We start from the raw sequence: 16,855 nt of genomic DNA, 5'->3' as shown, positions 1-16,855 counted from the left end.
TCAAATTTATCTGTCTTGTGGTATTGGATTAAATTGCGAATTTTCAATTGTTAATGTCTTCGTTGTCAAGTCATAATGATCATTCATCGACATGACATGAACAGTTAAATTATCAATAGAAATCGGTTCGCCCAAGTTGATATTTGTAAGGTTAGTGTCTTTAATAAATCTTCCGTCTACCAAAATCACCAATCCGGAACCGACAGCCGTCATTACATCATTATGAATGAAAAGTCCGGTGTCTTCTCCCAAACCAATTCCCAACGTTCTCGGATTGTTCACAACAGCTTGGAAAAGTCTTCCGATTCTTCCTCTTTGTACGAAATGAGTATCGATAATTACGTTATCAATTAATCCCAAACCTTGAGTGGTTTTAATTTCACCTTTCAACAAAGCTTCCGAACTGCTTCCCTGATAAATCATATTTTCAGAAGCGGCAGCAGCTCCTGCAGAAGTTCCGGAATAGATAAAATCCTGTTCCTGATATTTCAATAAAATAGTGTCATGAAATCTTGTTCCTCCAAGAATTGACGTAAGTCTCAACTGATCTCCACCTGTGAACATCACCACATCTGCAGCGTTGGCTCTTGCCACCATGGCATCGGAATTAGCTTCTTCGCGATTGTGGATATCAAGGATATTCACGTTTTTAGCACCTAAAAATTCAAATGCTTTTTTATATTCTGTACCTACAATTTGCGGAATTTGCGACGCTGTGGTCACAATTTCGATAACGGAATCTTCCTTATGTTTAGATTCGTTAATGATTTTTCGAAGAATTCCTCTTTCAAAAAAGTTTAGGTTTTTTTCAATATTTTGGTCAAAATCGGTTTCTGCAAAGCTTCCTTTGTTTACAGCGCCTCCGATTACAATTAATTTTCCAACGGGTTTCATCATAGTGTGCAAATTTAAAAAATATTTAACATTTAGCGAAATTCATACCATATTTAGATTGATTCTGAGTATTTTAGAATTGTTAATAAATTTTCTGAATTTTTTGATAAATGTTTAACTGTGGTATAGTTTCGTTTAGGGTTTTGCATTATCTTTGATTTTAAATGGAGTTATTGTTAACTATTAAAAATGCAAATAGGCTATGAAAATTGAGAAGATACAAGCATTACGCGGTCCCAACATCTGGAGCATAAGACGAAAGAAGCTGATACAGATGAGATTGGATCTCGAAGAAATGGAAAATTTCCCTACTAATAAGATTGAAGGCTTTAGAGAAAGAATCGAAAAATTACTTCCTTCTTTGTATACGCACAGATGTTCTGAAGGTGTTGAAGGCGGATTTTTCCACCGTGTAGAAACGGGAACTTGGATGGGACATGTTATTGAACATATCGCTTTAGAAATCCAGACTTTAGCAGGAATGGATGTTGGTTTCGGAAGAACACGCGAGACAAAAACTCCGGGAGTTTATAATGTTGTTTTTAATTATATTGAAGAAAATGCGGGGATTTATGCAGCTGAAGAAGCCGTAAAAATCGCAGAAGCTTTGATTGAAGGTAAAGAATATGATTTAAATGCTTGTATTCACAGGTTAAAAGAAATTAGAGAAAGAGTTCGTTTAGGGCCTTCTACAGGAAGTATTGTTGAGGAAGCCGTTTCTAGGAAAATCCCTTGGATTCGTTTGGGTACGAATTCTTTAGTTCAATTGGGGTATGGCGTTAATCAACAAAGATTTCAGGCGACGATTACCGGAAAAACGAGTTCGATTGCTGTAGATATTGCCTGTAACAAAGAGTTAACAAAAAGAATGCTTCATGATGCTGCCATTCCGGTTCCGGTTGGTGATCTGATAACGAACGATGAAGAATTGGATGCTGTCGTTCGAAAAATTGGTTATCCTCTGGTGATAAAACCACTCGACGGTAATCACGGAAAAGGTTCTTCCATTAATGTAAATGATTGGGAAGCTGCAAAAATTGGTCTTGAACATGCTCAAAAATATTCAAGAAAAGTTATTGTTGAAAAATATATTACAGGATACGATTTTCGCGTTTTGGTCATCAATAATAAAATGATTGCCGCAGCAAGAAGGGTTCCTGCTCATGTGGTTGGAGATGGTGAACTTAATCTTCAGCAATTGATTGATAAAGAGAATAAAGATCCGAGAAGAGGATACGGGCATGAAAACGTTTTAACCGAAATTTTAATTGATAAAGACACTACCGAACTTCTTGAAAAGCTTAACTATACTCTAGAAACTATTCCGCAGAAAGGTGAAATTGTTTATTTAAAATCAACTGCGAATCTCTCAACTGGTGGAACTTCGATTGACGTTACAGATATGGTTTATCCCGAAAATATCACAATGGCGGAAAGGATTTCAAAGATAATCGGTCTTGATGTTTGCGGAATTGATATTATGGCTGAAAATTTAACTCAACCATTAAAAGAAAGTGGTGGAGCAATCATTGAAGTGAATGCTGCTCCAGGTTTCAGAATGCACCTTGCTCCAAGTGAAGGATTGCCGAGAAACGTTGCTGCGCCGGTTGTAGATATGCTGTATCCGCAGGGAAAACCGTTTACGATTCCAATTATTGCGGTAACGGGAACGAATGGAAAAACGACTACGACAAGGTTAATTTCTCATATCGTTAAAAGCAATGGTTACAGAGTTGGTTTTACGACTTCGGACGGAATTTATATTCAAAATACAATGCTGTCGAAAGGGGATACAACAGGACCTCTTTCTGCTGAGTTTATTTTGAAAGATCCAACGGTGGAATTTGCCGTTCTGGAGACTGCAAGAGGTGGGATTCTTCGTTCCGGACTTGGCTTTTCTCAATGTGATATTGGTGTTTTGACCAATATTGAAGAAGATCACTTGGGGATGAACGATATTCATAACCTGAAAGATTTAACAAGAGTAAAACGTGTTGTTCTTGACAGTGTAAAGAAAAGTGGGTGGAGTATTTTAAATGCTGATAATGAGTATTCTATGAAAATCGTAAATGATCTTGACTGCAATGTTGCGATTTTCAGTATGAATGAAAATAATCCTCATATTCAGAAGTTTGCGAAAGATGGAAAAATCACTTGCGTGTATGAAGAAGGTTTTGTGACCATCAAAAAAGGTGATTGGAAAATCAGGATCGGAAAAGCGAAAGATTTCCCGATTACGATGGAAGGAAAGGCTAGATTTATGATTGAAAATGTTCTGGCAGCGAGTTTGGCTTGTTATCTTTACGGCTTCGGAATTGAAGATATTTCAAACTCATTGAGAACTTTCATTCCAAGTGCACAATTGACTCCGGGAAGATTGAATGTTTTTAAATTTAAAAGTTTTAAAGTCTTGATTGATTTTGCCCACAATCCATCGGGGTATGAAGCGATTGAGGATTATCTTAAAAATGTCGAAGCAACGAAAAAAATCGGAATTATTTCGGGTGTTGGAGATAGGAGAGACAGCGATATCAGAGAATGCGGAAAAATCGCAGGAAGAATGTTTGATCACATCATCATCCGAAACGAAAAGCACCTTCGAGGAAGAACCGAAGAGGAAATCAATGGGTTGATTATTGAAGGTATGCAGTCTTCCGGAAGAGATGTAAGTTATGAGATTATTCCTAAAGAAATCGAAGCCCTTAAACACGCCATGGGAATGGCTGAAGAAGGAACTTTTATCACTGCCCTTAGTGACGTGATTTCTAATGCAATTGATCTTGTTCAGGAGTATCAGGCGAGGGAATTGCTGGAGGATGATAAGATTTAACGTATTTTTATCTATATAAAAAGTTTCGGCGGCATCGAAGATGCCGCCGAAATTTTTCAAAATTATTCCTCCACAAAAAACGCATTCGAACTCCCGATCCAAATCGCATCCTTCTTGTTAAAATCTACGTTTACCATTGCGGCTTTCGTCATTCTTCCAAGATTTTCCAATAGAATAGGGCGTTCATCGTTTTCGCGCCAAATATACAACAAACGGATTTCTGCTTTAGAAAATTCTCCGTTAATATCTTCAAAAATCGGTTCGTAATTTACCTTTCTTTGCAAAATATAGTTTTCTTTATCTTCAATAGCGTCGGTAACTTCCTTTGTCGGATTTAAATTAACGCCACTTCCGGCGAAAGAAAATAAAGGTTTTAAAACAAAGTTTTCAAGATTTTCACTTTCAGGAAATTCATGTAAAAAATAACTTTTCGGAACAAACTGATGTTGCAAAAGCGGCAGTAAAAATTTGGAAACTTTAAAGAACCAATTCGGGTGTGTAACCCAAGTTACATCAATATCTTCACGGAAATCAAATTCAGTTTTAAGATCCGGAATTCTGTCTAATTCATCGAAAATAACACGATTGTAGATTCTCTTAATCTCCGTTAATTTTCCATTATTTTCGTAGTATAATTTTTTACCCTCTTTTTTGATTTTAGTCAGGCAAACAGTTTTTATTCCCAACAATTTTTCAGTTAAAACAAAATCAATAGCTGTCTTTTGTTTTTCAGGATAAATTTCAAGAAGAATCACGTTTTCAGGGTTTTCATTACCAAGAATTAAATCTTTTAAATAATTTTTAAACTCTTTGTGCGGCATTTTATTTCTAATCTCCGAAAGAAAAGGATAAACTTCACAAAATGTGTCTTCAAAGACTTTCTGAAAAGCATATAACGAAGGGAAGGCTTGAAGTTCAATTAATTGTGGTTCAATTTCTCCATTTTCGCTTTTACAGATTCCAAAATCTATGGTGAAAAAGTGTGGTTGTTTTGTGTCATTTGGAACTCTGCAATTATCGGGGATCGCCTTTTGTAACGTTTCTTCGGGTAAACTTTTTATCTGATCAATAATGCTTTCGCTGGCATCAATTAATTTAGATTCAAATTCTTTAGTTAAGAAAAGTGGACTTTCAGAAATTCTGAATCCGGGCTCGATACCGCTCTTTTCTTTTAAAATATCTTTAAATTGTTGATATTTTTCCTGTGAAAATTCCTGATTAAATTGCTTTCTGTATTTTGAAATCATATTCTTTTTCTTTTGTGATTTTAAAAAATCGGACAATTGTTGCCCGATTTCTTTATTAATTTTTTATTGTTAAATTCAATTTAAACCATTGCTTCCGCCTGCTTCAAAATGTTTTTTTTTGCTAAATCCAAAAATCTTGGCAAAATCTGAGCCTGCGTAAGAATAATTTTATCTTCATCATTCATTCTGTCAACGGTTTCAAGATATTTTTCCATTCCGAAATTCTCGATCATGGCTTCCTTATTTTTTTCGTCTTTCAGGTTTTCGATCATCCCTTCAGGATTGGCTTCGGGGTGGAATTGTGTTCCGAAAATTTCCTCAGAAAAACGAACCGCCATTACTGCTCTTTCCAGATTAATATGAGGTCTGAATTTTTCAATCGCAACGATTTTCATTCCTAATTCCTCAAAACGCTCATGATCGGGTTCAATAAACTGAAAAGCTCTTGAATCAACAGCATAGAAAGGATCGGGAAGGTTTTTAAACAAAAATTCCTGTTCGCCTTCTTCTGTCTTGTGTACCGGCATCACTCCAAAAGAATAGGATTTTCTCTTATTGATATTTCCCAGCTTCCAGTGAATACTCGCCAATTGGAACGAATGACAGATTAAAAACAAATATTTTTTATCTTCATGATGTTGATTATATTCAAAAATATGATCTAAAAAATTTGCAAATCTGTCTTCCCATTCAAGTCCTTCTCTGTGCGGATTTCCGGGACCTCCCGACGAAATGAAAATATCAAAATCTTCTATATTAGGCATTTCATTTTTATGTCTCACATCAAAAGTTTTGATGCTTACATTTTCCTCAGAATTTTTCTGAAATGCCTCTGAAATTTCTCTTATATTTTTAAAGCCCTGATTTACCTGATTGTTGTTCATGTCCAGCAAAGCCATTCGAATATCTCTCATACTACTTCATATTTTCTGCAAAGTTACCAAAAAAATTACGAAGCAGGTTCGCCGTGAGTGATGCCATATTCTGTTTCGGAGATCATATAATCAACAACTTTTGTTAAATCTCCTGTTTCTTTGAAAATTTGTAATTGGCGATCTGCACCAGTTCCGTTTTCTAAAATTTTCCAGGCATATTCTACTTCTTCCCGGCATCCTAATTCGTCTACAACGTCGTCGATAAACTCCAACAATTCTTTCAACAAATCAGGATAAGGAACAGATTCTTCCTTACCAAAATCAATCAAATGAGCTTCGATTCCGCTTTTGGAAGCACGCCATTTGTTTTCATTTAATAATAATCTTCTGTAGCTTCTGAAACTTAAATTCTGCTGATGAAGCTTGTAAATTTTTGCTACTAAACTTTGCATAATTGCCGCTAAACAAACCGTTTCTTCTATTCTTAAAGGCATATCGCAAATTCTGAATTCAATCGTAGGGTAGAACGGGTGAACTCTCAAATCCCACCAGATTTTTTTGGCATTGTCGATCGTTCCTGTTTTTACCAAAAGATCAACATAACTGTCAAATTCAGCCAAAGAATTAAAGAAACTCGGAATCCCTGTTCTTGGGAATTTCACGAAAATTTCCTGTCTGTAAGATTTAAAACCGGTGTTTCTTCCTATCCAAAACGGTGAATTGGTGGACAATGCGTAAACGTGCGGCAAGAAATAACGCATCACATTTTGGATTCTCACGCCTTCTTCACGATTCGGAATTCCGATGTGAACGTGTAGTCCGAAAATTAAATTTCCACGCGCAACATCGCCCATATCGTCAACGATTTTGTTGTAACGCTCACCGTTTGTAATCGTATTATGCTCCCAGTTTGAAAAAGGGTGAGTTCCGCCTCCTGAAACGCGAAGTCCCTGTTCGTGGGCTGTTTTAATTAAATGTCTTCTAAGATTCGTTAATTCAGCTTTTGCTTCCTGAATGTTTTGGCAGATTCCCGTTTCCATTTCAATCATGGATTCGTGCATTTCGTGCTTTAAATTTTCACTTAAAACCGCTTTTCCGCCTTCAATAATTTTCGAAACATGAGATATCAGATCTCTGCTCTCAACATCTATAATTTGGTATTCTTCTTCGATACCAATAGTAAACTGATGATGCATTTTTTTTCGGTGTTTTTTATTAGCCTATTATTTTACTGAATCTTTTACGAAAGTTCCCCAAGAAATATTTGGTTTTCCCGGAACATATTCTTTAGCTTTTTCGATTGCTAATTTTGCAGCGTGTTCTACGATCCAAGCAAAATTTTCTTCACCTACAGAATTTCTGTCAGCGTCCGGAGCTGGGTTGCAGAAGTCGATCGCGTAAGGAATTCCGTCTCTTACAGCAAATTCTACCGTATTGAAATCATATCCTAAAGCTTCATTCATTTTAATGGTATAATCGTGAATTGTTTTTAATAATTTTTCCAATTCTTCACCTTTTGTCTGATGTGTTGTTGCATATCTCAAATGGTGCGCATTTCTCGGTTCGTAAGGCATGATATGAACATATTTTTGCCCTAAACAATATACTCTGTAATAATCATCAAAAACAATTTCCTCCTGAACCATCATCACCAATTGCTCTGTTTCGCTTAGTTTATTCCAAAGATCTTCCGGATTTTCAACTCTATAAACGCTTTTCCAACCACCTCCGTCGTGAGGTTTCATATAAGCCGGAAAACCAACATATTCGAAAATATATTCCCAATCGTGAGGAAATTTTAGATTTCTGAAAGATGTTTCAGACGTATCTGTCGGTCTTTCATGCGAAGGAAGCAAAACCGTTTTAGGAAGAGGAATTCCCAGTTTAGACATTAATGCATTATTGAAAAATTTTTCATCTGCACTCCACCAAAAAGGGTTATTGATGACGTAAGTTCCGTTCAGTGCTGCATTTTTTAGATAAGCTCTGTAGAAAGGTACATCTTGCGAAATTCTGTCGATAATCACTGCATATCCATAATCTGCTCCTTGTTCCAATTTGTCGATCATAACGGGTTCTGCGATAATTTCTCCGCCACCCAATTCGTTTACTTTATCGATAAATGCCCAAGGAAACGTGTCTTCCATACCGAAAAGAATTCCAACTTTTTTTGCCATAATTGTATTTTTTAATGTTTTTTATTTAAATAATTTGATTTTAAACTGAATTAAATTTTAAGAAAAGAAAGCTCCGATAAACGTCGGGAAAACCATTCTCCAAAGTGGCCAGTCGTGATTGATCCACTTTCTTTCGTCATACCAGAAATCAATCCCTTTTGCATTTAAAATATCTGCCATTTCAAGGTTTTTATCTTTACAAATATCCTGATCGGAAGTGCTTAAAACAATGTGCATATGTTTATATTTCCAGGCTTCATCGTTTTTTACAAATTCTCTGGGACAGTTAAAATAAACCAATTCGTCAGAATATCCATCCATAAAATTTCTAATACTAAAAGCTCCTGAAAGACAGAACAAATGCGAAACTACATCCGGAAATCTGAAAGCAAAATTCGCGGCATGATAACCTCCGAAACTTGCTCCTGCAAGAGCAACGCGATGCACTTTATGAATTTTCTGGATATAAGGAATAAACTCCTGAATCAAAAACTGAACATATCTTTCGTAATTTTTAATTCTTTGCTGTGGCGAAATTTTTTCATCATAAAAACTCCACGAATCAATGGTCTGAATATTATAAAGTTTAACTTTTCCCTGTTCAATAAACCAATTGATGCTTCCATTCAAATGAAAATCATGGTTTTGGGTGTATTGTCCTTGCGAAGTCGGAAACATAATGATCGGATATCCATAATGTCCAGTTACTTCAACTTTAAGGCTTGTTCCTAAAATATGCGAATAATAATCTGTATGCTCTATTTGTGGCATTTTTCTTCTTATTTGGTTTTTAAATTGATAATTTTAACTTGTAGGTTTACTCTTTGGAGGAAGGATATTCAGCATTTCTGCATAAATTTTCTCTGCTGCATGATCCAACTTCTCCTGAACAATGGTAGAATCATTCGATTTATAAACAATTCCAACGTGGTAGTCGATCGGTAAAAATTTCACCACTTCTTCACATTCGAATTGATTATAATCCGGTTCTTTATCTTTAATTAAAGCAATGATTAATCCTGAATAATATCCTGTAGGCTTTGAAATTTCATAATGATTTCCTCTCAGCAAAGCATCTTCGATTTTCGCCCATTCTCTCCAAATATTGATGTTGCTTGAAGCCTCGACCAAATCAGGAATATGTGCGCCTCCAACTCGTGAAGAAGTTTCTAAAAAATAGTATTTTCCGTTTTCTTTACTTCTGATAAATTCAGTGTGTGTTGCACCGTTCATCAAACCAAAATTTGACAAAACTTTAGCATTAGCTTCATCCAAAGCTTTGAATTCATCAGAATATCTCCCCAAAGTTTTTGTTCTGAAAACCCCACCTTCATGCGAAACCTGCATCGGCGGAGCGAGATATTTTGAAGCTGAAGTGAAAACGATTTCTTTATTAAATGTCAAACTGTCAACGTGATAAACATCTCCGGGTTTGAAGCTTTCCAATAAAAACAGATGGCGTTCTTCTCCTAGTGCATTCAGAGCATCCCAAAGTTCGTCTTTCGATTGAAGTTTTTTAATCCCCGATGCTGATGCTTCCGACCGTGGCTTTAAAACCCATGGAGCAGGAACTTTTTCAACGAAACGATTAACCTCATCATTATTAAAAACCGCTGTAAACTCTGGGACATTGATTCCCGAATCCTTAGCTTTTTGGCGCATAGCCAGTTTATCTCTGAAATACCGATGTGTCGTTTGTCCCATTCCCGGAATTCGGAAAGTTTCACGGATGAGGGCAGCCTTTTCCACGTCGTAATCGTCTAAAGCGATTACAGCATCTACTTTTCTGGTTTGCATTAAATATGAAAATCCTTGAATCAGGTGTTCCAAATCCCAGACAGAAGGCTTCACTTCGGGCATGTAGAATACCTCGTTGATGGCGTGCCATGGCCAGTTTTTCTCTTTAAGATTCTCGGATGTAACTAAGATTATTTTATTACCGAGCTTTTTCATTTCATCCATGAAATCATAGCCCTTGTAATAGCACGAAATACATACTATTGTTTTCTCCTCCATATAATGTTTTTTAAATATTGGTGAATTATCAAAAATAAAACTTTATTAATATTAATTAAATAATACTAAAATTCGAAATAATATGTGTTTTTGAAAATTCCTATATCAATTATACTGAGAATTTTTGTAATAAACTAATTTTTAGTGATAATTTTCGATTAAATCTGCTAATAATTGTACCCCAAAGCCTGTTGCTGCTTTTTCTCTGGCATATCCAACGCTTCCGAAGGCAACGCCGGCAATATCAAGATGTGCCCATTTTGGGTGGTTTTCGATGAATTGTTCCAGGAATTTTGCCGCAACAATACAGTCACCGATCGGCTTCATGGAAATATTCTTCAAATCGGCAACATCAGATTGAATATCGTCTTTCCAAACATCCCAAAGCGGTAAGTTCCAAAGTCTTTGGTTAGTTTTATCGCCTGTTTTTATCAAAAGATTTTTCAATTCTTCATTATTGGAAAACATTGCGCCACAAGTATCTCCGAACATTCGCACTGAGCTTCCCGTCAATGTCGCAAGGTCGATCATAAAATCTGTTTTGAAATTTTTTGCCATGTAAGAAAGTCCATCTGCAAGGATCATTCTGCCTTCTGCATCGGTGTTTAAAACTTCAATTGTTTTCCCGTTATAAGCCGTAATGACATCACTCGGAAGGAAAGCTTTTTCTGAAATCGCGTTATCTGTGATCGGTAAAATCGCAACAATATTCACCGGAAGCTGCATTTCTGCCGCATAAATTAAAGTTCCCAAAACCGCAGTTGCTCCACCCATATCCGATTTCATATAATGCATATTGTCTGGATTTTTTAATGAAATTCCGCCTGTATCGAACAAAACGCATTTTCCGACTAAGCCGAAAGTTTTAGCATTTTTTACCGTTGTTTTATATTCTAAAATGGTAAAAGCTGCATCATAAGCACTCCCTTGATTCACGGAAAGATATGCTCCCAGACTTAGTTCTTCACATTTTTTTCTGTTGAAAGATGTGTATTTTAAGTCGTACTTTTTGGCTAAATTTTTAAGATATAAACTAAAAATATCTGGCTTTTTAAGGTTTGCAGGCTTATTTAGCCAGTCTTGGCAGGCAGTTTGTCCGTTGCATAAAGCCAAAGCTCGTTGGCTTATGGCGTCTAATTTTTTCTGACTTGCATTCTCAAAATGAATTTCGAATTTTACATTCCAAAAAGGATGCGTTTTTTCGAAAGGATAATTGTAAGTTCCCAGCAATAGACCTTTTACAAACTCTTCAAATTGTTTTTCATTTAAAAAATCTGCAAAAACCAATGTTGGAACAGCTTGTAAATTTTTCTTCTGAGTTTGAGAAAATTTAATGGCAACCTGCTGAATTTCGAAATTTTGTAAAGTAGATTTTCCTAAACCGATAAAATAAGCAATGCCTTCTTCCTGAGCATTAATGTAAATTTCTTGTTTTTTTCCTGTGAAAAAAGTAGAAATATTCTTATTGAAATTTTTTCCTGTTTTTGCCCATTCTTCTTCAGTAAATAAATGGAAAATCTGAGTATAGTTTTTATTTTTTTTGTTGATTAATTTCATACTTTAATTTTTAATGCTTTTTTGTTGTGGCTTTACTTCTACAGGGTTTTCTGTGTTGTCGTAATACAGCCATTCAATTGCTCTTGGGAACTCCTGCGACCAGTAAAATTCGCTGTGTGTTCCTTCGGGATTAATATTGGTTTTAAATTCAAAATCAAATAAATTTTTCTTTTCCCAGCGTTTTAAATATTCTTCAAAAATGTGAATTCTTTTCACCATTTTCGACCCTTCCTGTCCGCCTCCGTAAAGATAAATTTTTGTCTTAAACGGAACCCTGAAATTCATCATCGGGAAATTATTATTAGGTTCAACCCAAAGTGACGGAGAAAAAATCAATAATTTAGAGTAGACTTCAGGATAAAGGAAGCCACTGTAAATGCTAATCAAAGCGCCCAAAGAGCTTCCCCCGATTCCTGTGTTGTCGCGATCCCTTTTTGTGCGGTAATTTTGATCTACATAAGGTTTTAAGGTGTCGGTAATGAAACGAATATATTTTTTGCCTTCCGAACCATTGGCAACATTATCATTATCAAAAATATATTCCTTAATTCTTTCTTCGCTTCCGTGTTCAACGGCAATTACGATCACATCACCACGACCGTACTCCGATAGAATAGAAAGTTTTTTGTCGATTTCCCAATTTCCGTATCCGCTTCCTTCGTTGAATAAATTTTGGGCATCCTGAAGATACAAAACAGGATAACTTTTATCGGAAACGTAATAATCATAAGGAAGTAAAGCCCAGACTTTACGATAACGGTCGAGCTGCGGAATATAAAATTCTTCCGAAATAATTTCAGCGATCGGAAAATATTCATCTTTAAAAGGTCCCCAATTAAATCTCCATTTTTCTACGCTGTCAGAAGTTTTTTCTGCAGCTTTTGAAGCTTTTCTGTTGGGCGTAATATTTCCATATTTGTCCAGCTCAACATTTTCCCATCCTCCTTTTGTGAATTTGTACTCAACAATATCGGGGAGGATCTCATCTTCTATCTCAATGAAATAATTGTTCTTATCGAGTTGTTTAAGGGTAAATCTGTAATCTTTCGGATTCCAGCTGTTGAAATTTCCTGTGATGTATATTGTTCTGTCATCACTCTCTTCCGTATAAAGTTCAAACCTCATCATGTGTGCGTAAATAAATTATAACGGCTAAATTTATAAAAAATCTTTTTAAATAGATTTATTTTTAAAATTCAATACGAGGTGAAAGAAATTTATATATATTTGATAAAAGCAAGTGTTGGAAAGAGATTGGCATGATAATTATTTCAATTATAATTAACGTTTCTTGTTAATTTTTTTCGTAGTTTCAAACAAAATATAAAATTAAATTAAAACCGTGATGAATTCGGTTAAAACTTATACGCTTTTTACGGACCAAGATATCTACCTTTTTAAGGAAGGCAGACATTATAAGCTATATGATAAATTTGGTGCACATTCTGTCGAAAAAGATGGAATAAAAGGTGTTTATTTCTCAGTTTGGGCTCCAAATGCGGAAAAAGTTTCAATAATAGGAAACTTCAATAACTGGAATCATAAAGATCATATTTTGTTCCCAAGATGGGACGGATCGGGAATTTGGGAAGGTTTTGTGGCGGGACTTACTTGGGGAACGCTGTATAAATATGCTGTTGAAACTCCCCGTGGAGAAATTTTAGAAAAAAGTGACCCTTATGCTTTAAGCTGGGAACAGAATATTCAGGCTGCCTCACTGGTTTCGACAACTTGGTACGAATGGAACGATAAAAATTGGCTTAAAAACCGATGGGAAAAAAATAGTTTAGATGCTCCGATTTCCGTATATGAAATACATTTGGGATCGTGGATGAGAAATAGTGAGGATCCCGATAGGTTTTTAAATTACCGAGATATTGGTCAAAAGCTGATTCCTTATATTAAAGAGATGGGGTTTACGCATGTTGAATTTATGCCTGTTATGGAATATCCATATGATCCGAGCTGGGGTTATCAGATTACGGGATTTTTTGCTGCGAATTCGCGTTTTGGGTCTCCTCAGGATTTAATGTTTTTGATTAATGAACTTCACAACAATGATATCGGTGTTATCTTGGATTGGGTTCCCTCTCATTTTCCGGGGGATGCAAATGGTTTGTACCGTTTCGACGGTTCTCATTTGTATGAGCACGAGGATCCGCGCAAAGGTTTTCATCCTGATTGGAAATCGCATATTTTTAATTATGGAAGAAATGAAGTTAAATCTTTTTTAATTTCTAATGCAATGTTTTGGTTTGAACGATATCATGTTGACGGATTGCGGGTGGATGCGGTAACGTCTATGCTTCATCTCGATTATTCAAGGAATGAAGGGGAGTGGGAACCGAATATTTATGGCGAAAATGTAAATCTTGAAGCGAAAGCTTTCTTACAGGAATTTAATACCGCTGTTTATAAAGAATTTGGAAACAATATTCTCACCATAGCAGAAGAAAGCTCAGATTTTCCTTTGTTGACCAAACCTGTCCATGATGGGGGAGTCGGTTTTGGAATGAAATGGATGATGGGTTGGATGCACGATACGCTGGATTATTTTAAAGAAGAGTACGATAACAGAAAATATCACCATCATAAACTGACTTTTGCTTCTATGTATATGTATAATGAAAATTATATAATGCCCTTATCTCACGACGAAGTGGTGCATGGAAAAGCAAGCATGATCTATAAAATGAAAGGTGATGAATGGCAAAAGTTTGCGAATCTTCGGGCATTGTATGTGTATATGTTTACTCATCCGGGTGCGAAGCTTTTATTTATGGGTGATGAATTTGGGCAAACAAACGAGTGGAACTTTAAACAAAGTCTGGATTGGCATTTGTTGAAATATCCTGTTCATAAAGGTTTGCAGACATTGGTGAAAGATTTAAATCATATTTATCGATATGAATCTGCCTTTTACGAAAATCAGTTTAATAAAAATGGTTTTGAATGGGTACAGGCAGATGATCTCGAAAATTCTGTCTATGTCTATTTAAGAAAAGGAAAAAGGAGGGATGATGTCTGTATGGTCGTTTTAAATTTAACCCCAAAAGCTTTAGACTACAAAATTGGAGTAAATGCAGGAACGCATTGGGAAATTATTTTTAATTCTGATGATGAGAGATATGCAGGAAGTGGCGTAAAACCTAATATTTTTAAAGAACAAAATGAAGACTGGATGCGGCATTCAAAATCAATAAGTCTCAATTTACCTCCGCTTTGCGGCATTATTTTAAAACAGAAAAAAGACAAAAAATATAAATTACAAAGGATAAAACAACACAAAAGATAAAAGTAAAATGGTAGTTTATCATCTAAGTACGGAATGTTATCCGATAGCAAAAGTAGGCGGTCTGGCAGATGTAGTGGGAGCTTTGCCGAAATATCAGAACAAAATTAAAGGTGTTGATGCTAAAGTCGTTATGCCCTGGTACAACAAACCTTTTGTTCACCAACATGAGTTTGACATAGTTTTTGATGGCTTTATTCACCAGGGACCGAATATGCTTCAGGTTCTGGTGATGAAGGAAAAAACAGATGTTTTGGGATTCGAACTATATATGGTAAAAATTCCCGGACTTTTAGATCGCGACAATCCATACGGTTATCAGGATGAAAGTTTCCAGTTTTTGGCTTTTCAACATGGGGTTTTGCATTGGCTGAGTGCAATGCAGATTCGTCCTGATGTCTTACACTGCCACGATTATCACACAGGATTGGTTCCTTTCATGATAGAACACTGCGATGAATTTAATTTTTTAAAAGGTGTAAAAACTGTCGGAACCATTCATAACGGTGAATATCAGGGAATGATGAGCTGGGATATGGCGAATTACATGCCGTCTTTCGATTCCTATAAATGGGGCTTGATCGATTGGAACGGCTACATGAATCCTTTGGCAAGTATGATTAAATGTGCAACGGCTTTTACAACAGTTTCGCAGGGATATTTGGAAGAACTTTTTGTAAGTTTCAGAGGTTTGGAAAGTCTGGTTCGTGATGAATTTGGAAAAGCTTATGGAATCATCAACGGAATTGATACGGAAGTCTGGAATCCTGAGACAGATCCGATGTTGGATTTTAATTTTAATAGTAAAAATGCCATCGCTCAGAAAAAGAAAAATAAAGATAAGTTGTGTAAAGAATATGGCTTAAAACCCGAACTTCCACTGTTTGCATTTATTGGAAGATTTGCAACGGAAAAAGGAGCGGATTTTCTTCCTGATGTAGTTTGGAGAAGCATTAAGCAAAGCTACGGAGCCTTAAATATTATGATTTTAGGTTCAGGAAATTCTTACATTGAAAATAAGTTAAAAGAATATGATTATGTCTACAGCAATTTCGCTTTAGATTTAGGATATAAAGAACATCTTTCGCATAAGATATATGCTTCGGCGGATTTTTTACTGATGCCTTCGCGAGTTGAACCTTGTGGTTTAAATCAAATGTATTCTATGAGATACGGTACAGTTCCGATTGTGCGATATACAGGTGGTTTGAGAGATACAGTTGAAGATATTTCGACAGGTGGAGCGGGAATTAATTTTACCTATCCCGGAGTTGATGATATTATCCATGCGATGAACAGAGCATTAAGTATTTACAGCGAAAAAGACACAATGGAGAATCTTATTCATGCAAATATGAATTTTGATTTTGCATGGGAGAAATCTGCAGAGAAATACATAGCTTTATATAATAATTAAAAATGTTGAAGAGGCTTTTTTTTCTGTTTTTATTAATGTTGATTTTTTCTTGTAAGAAAGAAGAGGGAACTTATGTAGGCGGTTATTACTGGATTTATGGTTATGGATTAAAAAACATGGAAGGAGAAGAAGCAACGGAAGGTATTTCTGAAAAATGGAAAATAAAATATGCCGATGTAGGTGGTTGTACAATTGGCTATGACATACAGAAAAAAGCAGATGCTTTGAATAAGAAGACTTACGCAGCTATTGCAAAAAGATATGGAAAGGATTGGGAAAAAAAATACGACAAAGACCTCGAAAATTTCATGATGAAAAAGGTCGATGTTATGGATGTTTTGACTACCAATAAATTATTCAGAGACGAGCTTAAAAAATATTATATAGAAATTGATGATGTAGATAAAAATGTAAAGGAATTAAATAACGATCTGTATAAAGTTGTAGTTTATAATCAGAAGCTAAAAGCGGAAAACAAAGAATGCTTTGCAGTAAAAGCGAACACTAAAGATAGAACAGTAAATTTAATAGATAAAAACGCAAGATAATT

The 16,855-nt window shown here is 35.6% G+C and carries 13 protein-coding genes; 4 read left to right on the top strand and 9 right to left on the bottom strand.

Annotated features, from left to right (window positions below; genetic code table 11):
* Positions 1–6 precede the first annotated feature (6 nt).
* The gene (locus tag ACKX2A_RS02735) at positions 7–894 is read right to left on the bottom strand and encodes a cyanophycinase (protein WP_415329399.1); all 888 of its coding nucleotides are present in this window, start codon (positions 892–894) and stop codon (positions 7–9) included.
* 202 nt (positions 895–1,096) lie between these two features.
* Between ACKX2A_RS02735 and cphA the strand changes: the two genes are divergently transcribed.
* Positions 1,097–3,724: a cyanophycin synthetase gene (cphA, locus tag ACKX2A_RS02730; RefSeq protein ID WP_415327502.1), complete on the top strand. Its 2,628-nt coding sequence runs from the start codon at positions 1,097–1,099 to the stop codon at positions 3,722–3,724.
* Positions 3,725–3,786: 62 nt separating this feature from the next.
* On the opposite strand, the gene ACKX2A_RS02725 is transcribed toward cphA, so the two are convergent.
* The 8 genes from ACKX2A_RS02725 to ACKX2A_RS02690 all read right to left on the bottom strand — a co-directional run bounded on the left by ACKX2A_RS02725 (position 3,787) and on the right by ACKX2A_RS02690 (position 12,721).
* A complete protein-coding gene (locus ACKX2A_RS02725; protein WP_415327501.1) occupies positions 3,787–4,971 on the bottom strand; it encodes a hypothetical protein in 1,185 nt (394 codons plus the stop codon).
* Positions 4,972–5,051: 80 nt separating this feature from the next.
* Complete coding sequence (locus ACKX2A_RS02720; protein ID WP_415327500.1) at positions 5,052–5,885, bottom strand: type 1 glutamine amidotransferase; 834 nt, start codon at positions 5,883–5,885, stop codon at positions 5,052–5,054.
* Positions 5,886–5,920: 35 nt separating this feature from the next.
* A complete protein-coding gene (locus tag ACKX2A_RS02715; protein WP_415327499.1) occupies positions 5,921–7,042 on the bottom strand; it encodes a carboxylate-amine ligase in 1,122 nt (373 codons plus the stop codon).
* A 27-nt stretch (positions 7,043–7,069) separates the two neighbouring features.
* Positions 7,070–8,023, bottom strand: coding sequence for an ATP-grasp domain-containing protein (locus tag ACKX2A_RS02710; RefSeq protein ID WP_415327498.1), 954 nt, complete (start codon positions 8,021–8,023; stop codon positions 7,070–7,072).
* Positions 8,024–8,080: 57 nt separating this feature from the next.
* Entirely contained in the window at positions 8,081–8,794 is a 714-nt protein-coding gene (locus ACKX2A_RS02705) for an alpha/beta hydrolase-fold protein (RefSeq protein WP_415327497.1), read from the bottom strand.
* 33 nt (positions 8,795–8,827) lie between these two features.
* Positions 8,828–10,039, bottom strand: coding sequence for an ATP-grasp domain-containing protein (locus tag ACKX2A_RS02700; RefSeq protein ID WP_415327496.1), 1,212 nt, complete (start codon positions 10,037–10,039; stop codon positions 8,828–8,830).
* Between the two features lie 141 nt (positions 10,040–10,180).
* The gene (locus ACKX2A_RS02695) at positions 10,181–11,596 is read right to left on the bottom strand and encodes a M17 family metallopeptidase (RefSeq protein WP_415327495.1); all 1,416 of its coding nucleotides are present in this window, start codon (positions 11,594–11,596) and stop codon (positions 10,181–10,183) included.
* Positions 11,597–11,599: 3 nt separating this feature from the next.
* Positions 11,600–12,721 (bottom strand): alpha/beta hydrolase-fold protein, encoded by a 1,122-nt coding sequence (locus ACKX2A_RS02690; RefSeq protein ID WP_415329397.1) that lies wholly within the window; start codon positions 12,719–12,721, stop codon positions 11,600–11,602.
* 220 nt (positions 12,722–12,941) lie between these two features.
* On the opposite strand from ACKX2A_RS02690, the gene glgB reads away from it, so the two are divergent.
* Genes glgB through ACKX2A_RS02675 form a run of 3 tightly spaced genes read left to right on the top strand, consistent with a single transcriptional unit; the run spans position 12,942 to position 16,853 of the window.
* A complete protein-coding gene (gene glgB / locus ACKX2A_RS02685; protein WP_415327494.1) occupies positions 12,942–14,891 on the top strand; it encodes a 1,4-alpha-glucan branching protein GlgB in 1,950 nt (649 codons plus the stop codon).
* Positions 14,892–14,898: 7 nt separating this feature from the next.
* Positions 14,899–16,305, top strand: a complete 1,407-nt coding sequence (locus ACKX2A_RS02680) for a glycogen synthase (RefSeq protein ID WP_415327493.1) — start codon at positions 14,899–14,901, stop codon at positions 16,303–16,305.
* A gap of 2 nt (positions 16,306–16,307) precedes the next feature.
* Entirely contained in the window at positions 16,308–16,853 is a 546-nt protein-coding gene (locus ACKX2A_RS02675) for a hypothetical protein (RefSeq protein ID WP_415327492.1), read from the top strand.
* Positions 16,854–16,855: the final 2 nt, after the last annotated feature.

Origin of the sequence: Chryseobacterium sp. MMS23-Vi53 (assembly GCF_047651245.1) — a bacterium.
Classification (GTDB): domain Bacteria; phylum Bacteroidota; class Bacteroidia; order Flavobacteriales; family Weeksellaceae; genus Chryseobacterium.
Note: the sequence above shows the minus strand (reverse complement) of the source record. Positions and strands in the feature narration are given on the sequence as shown.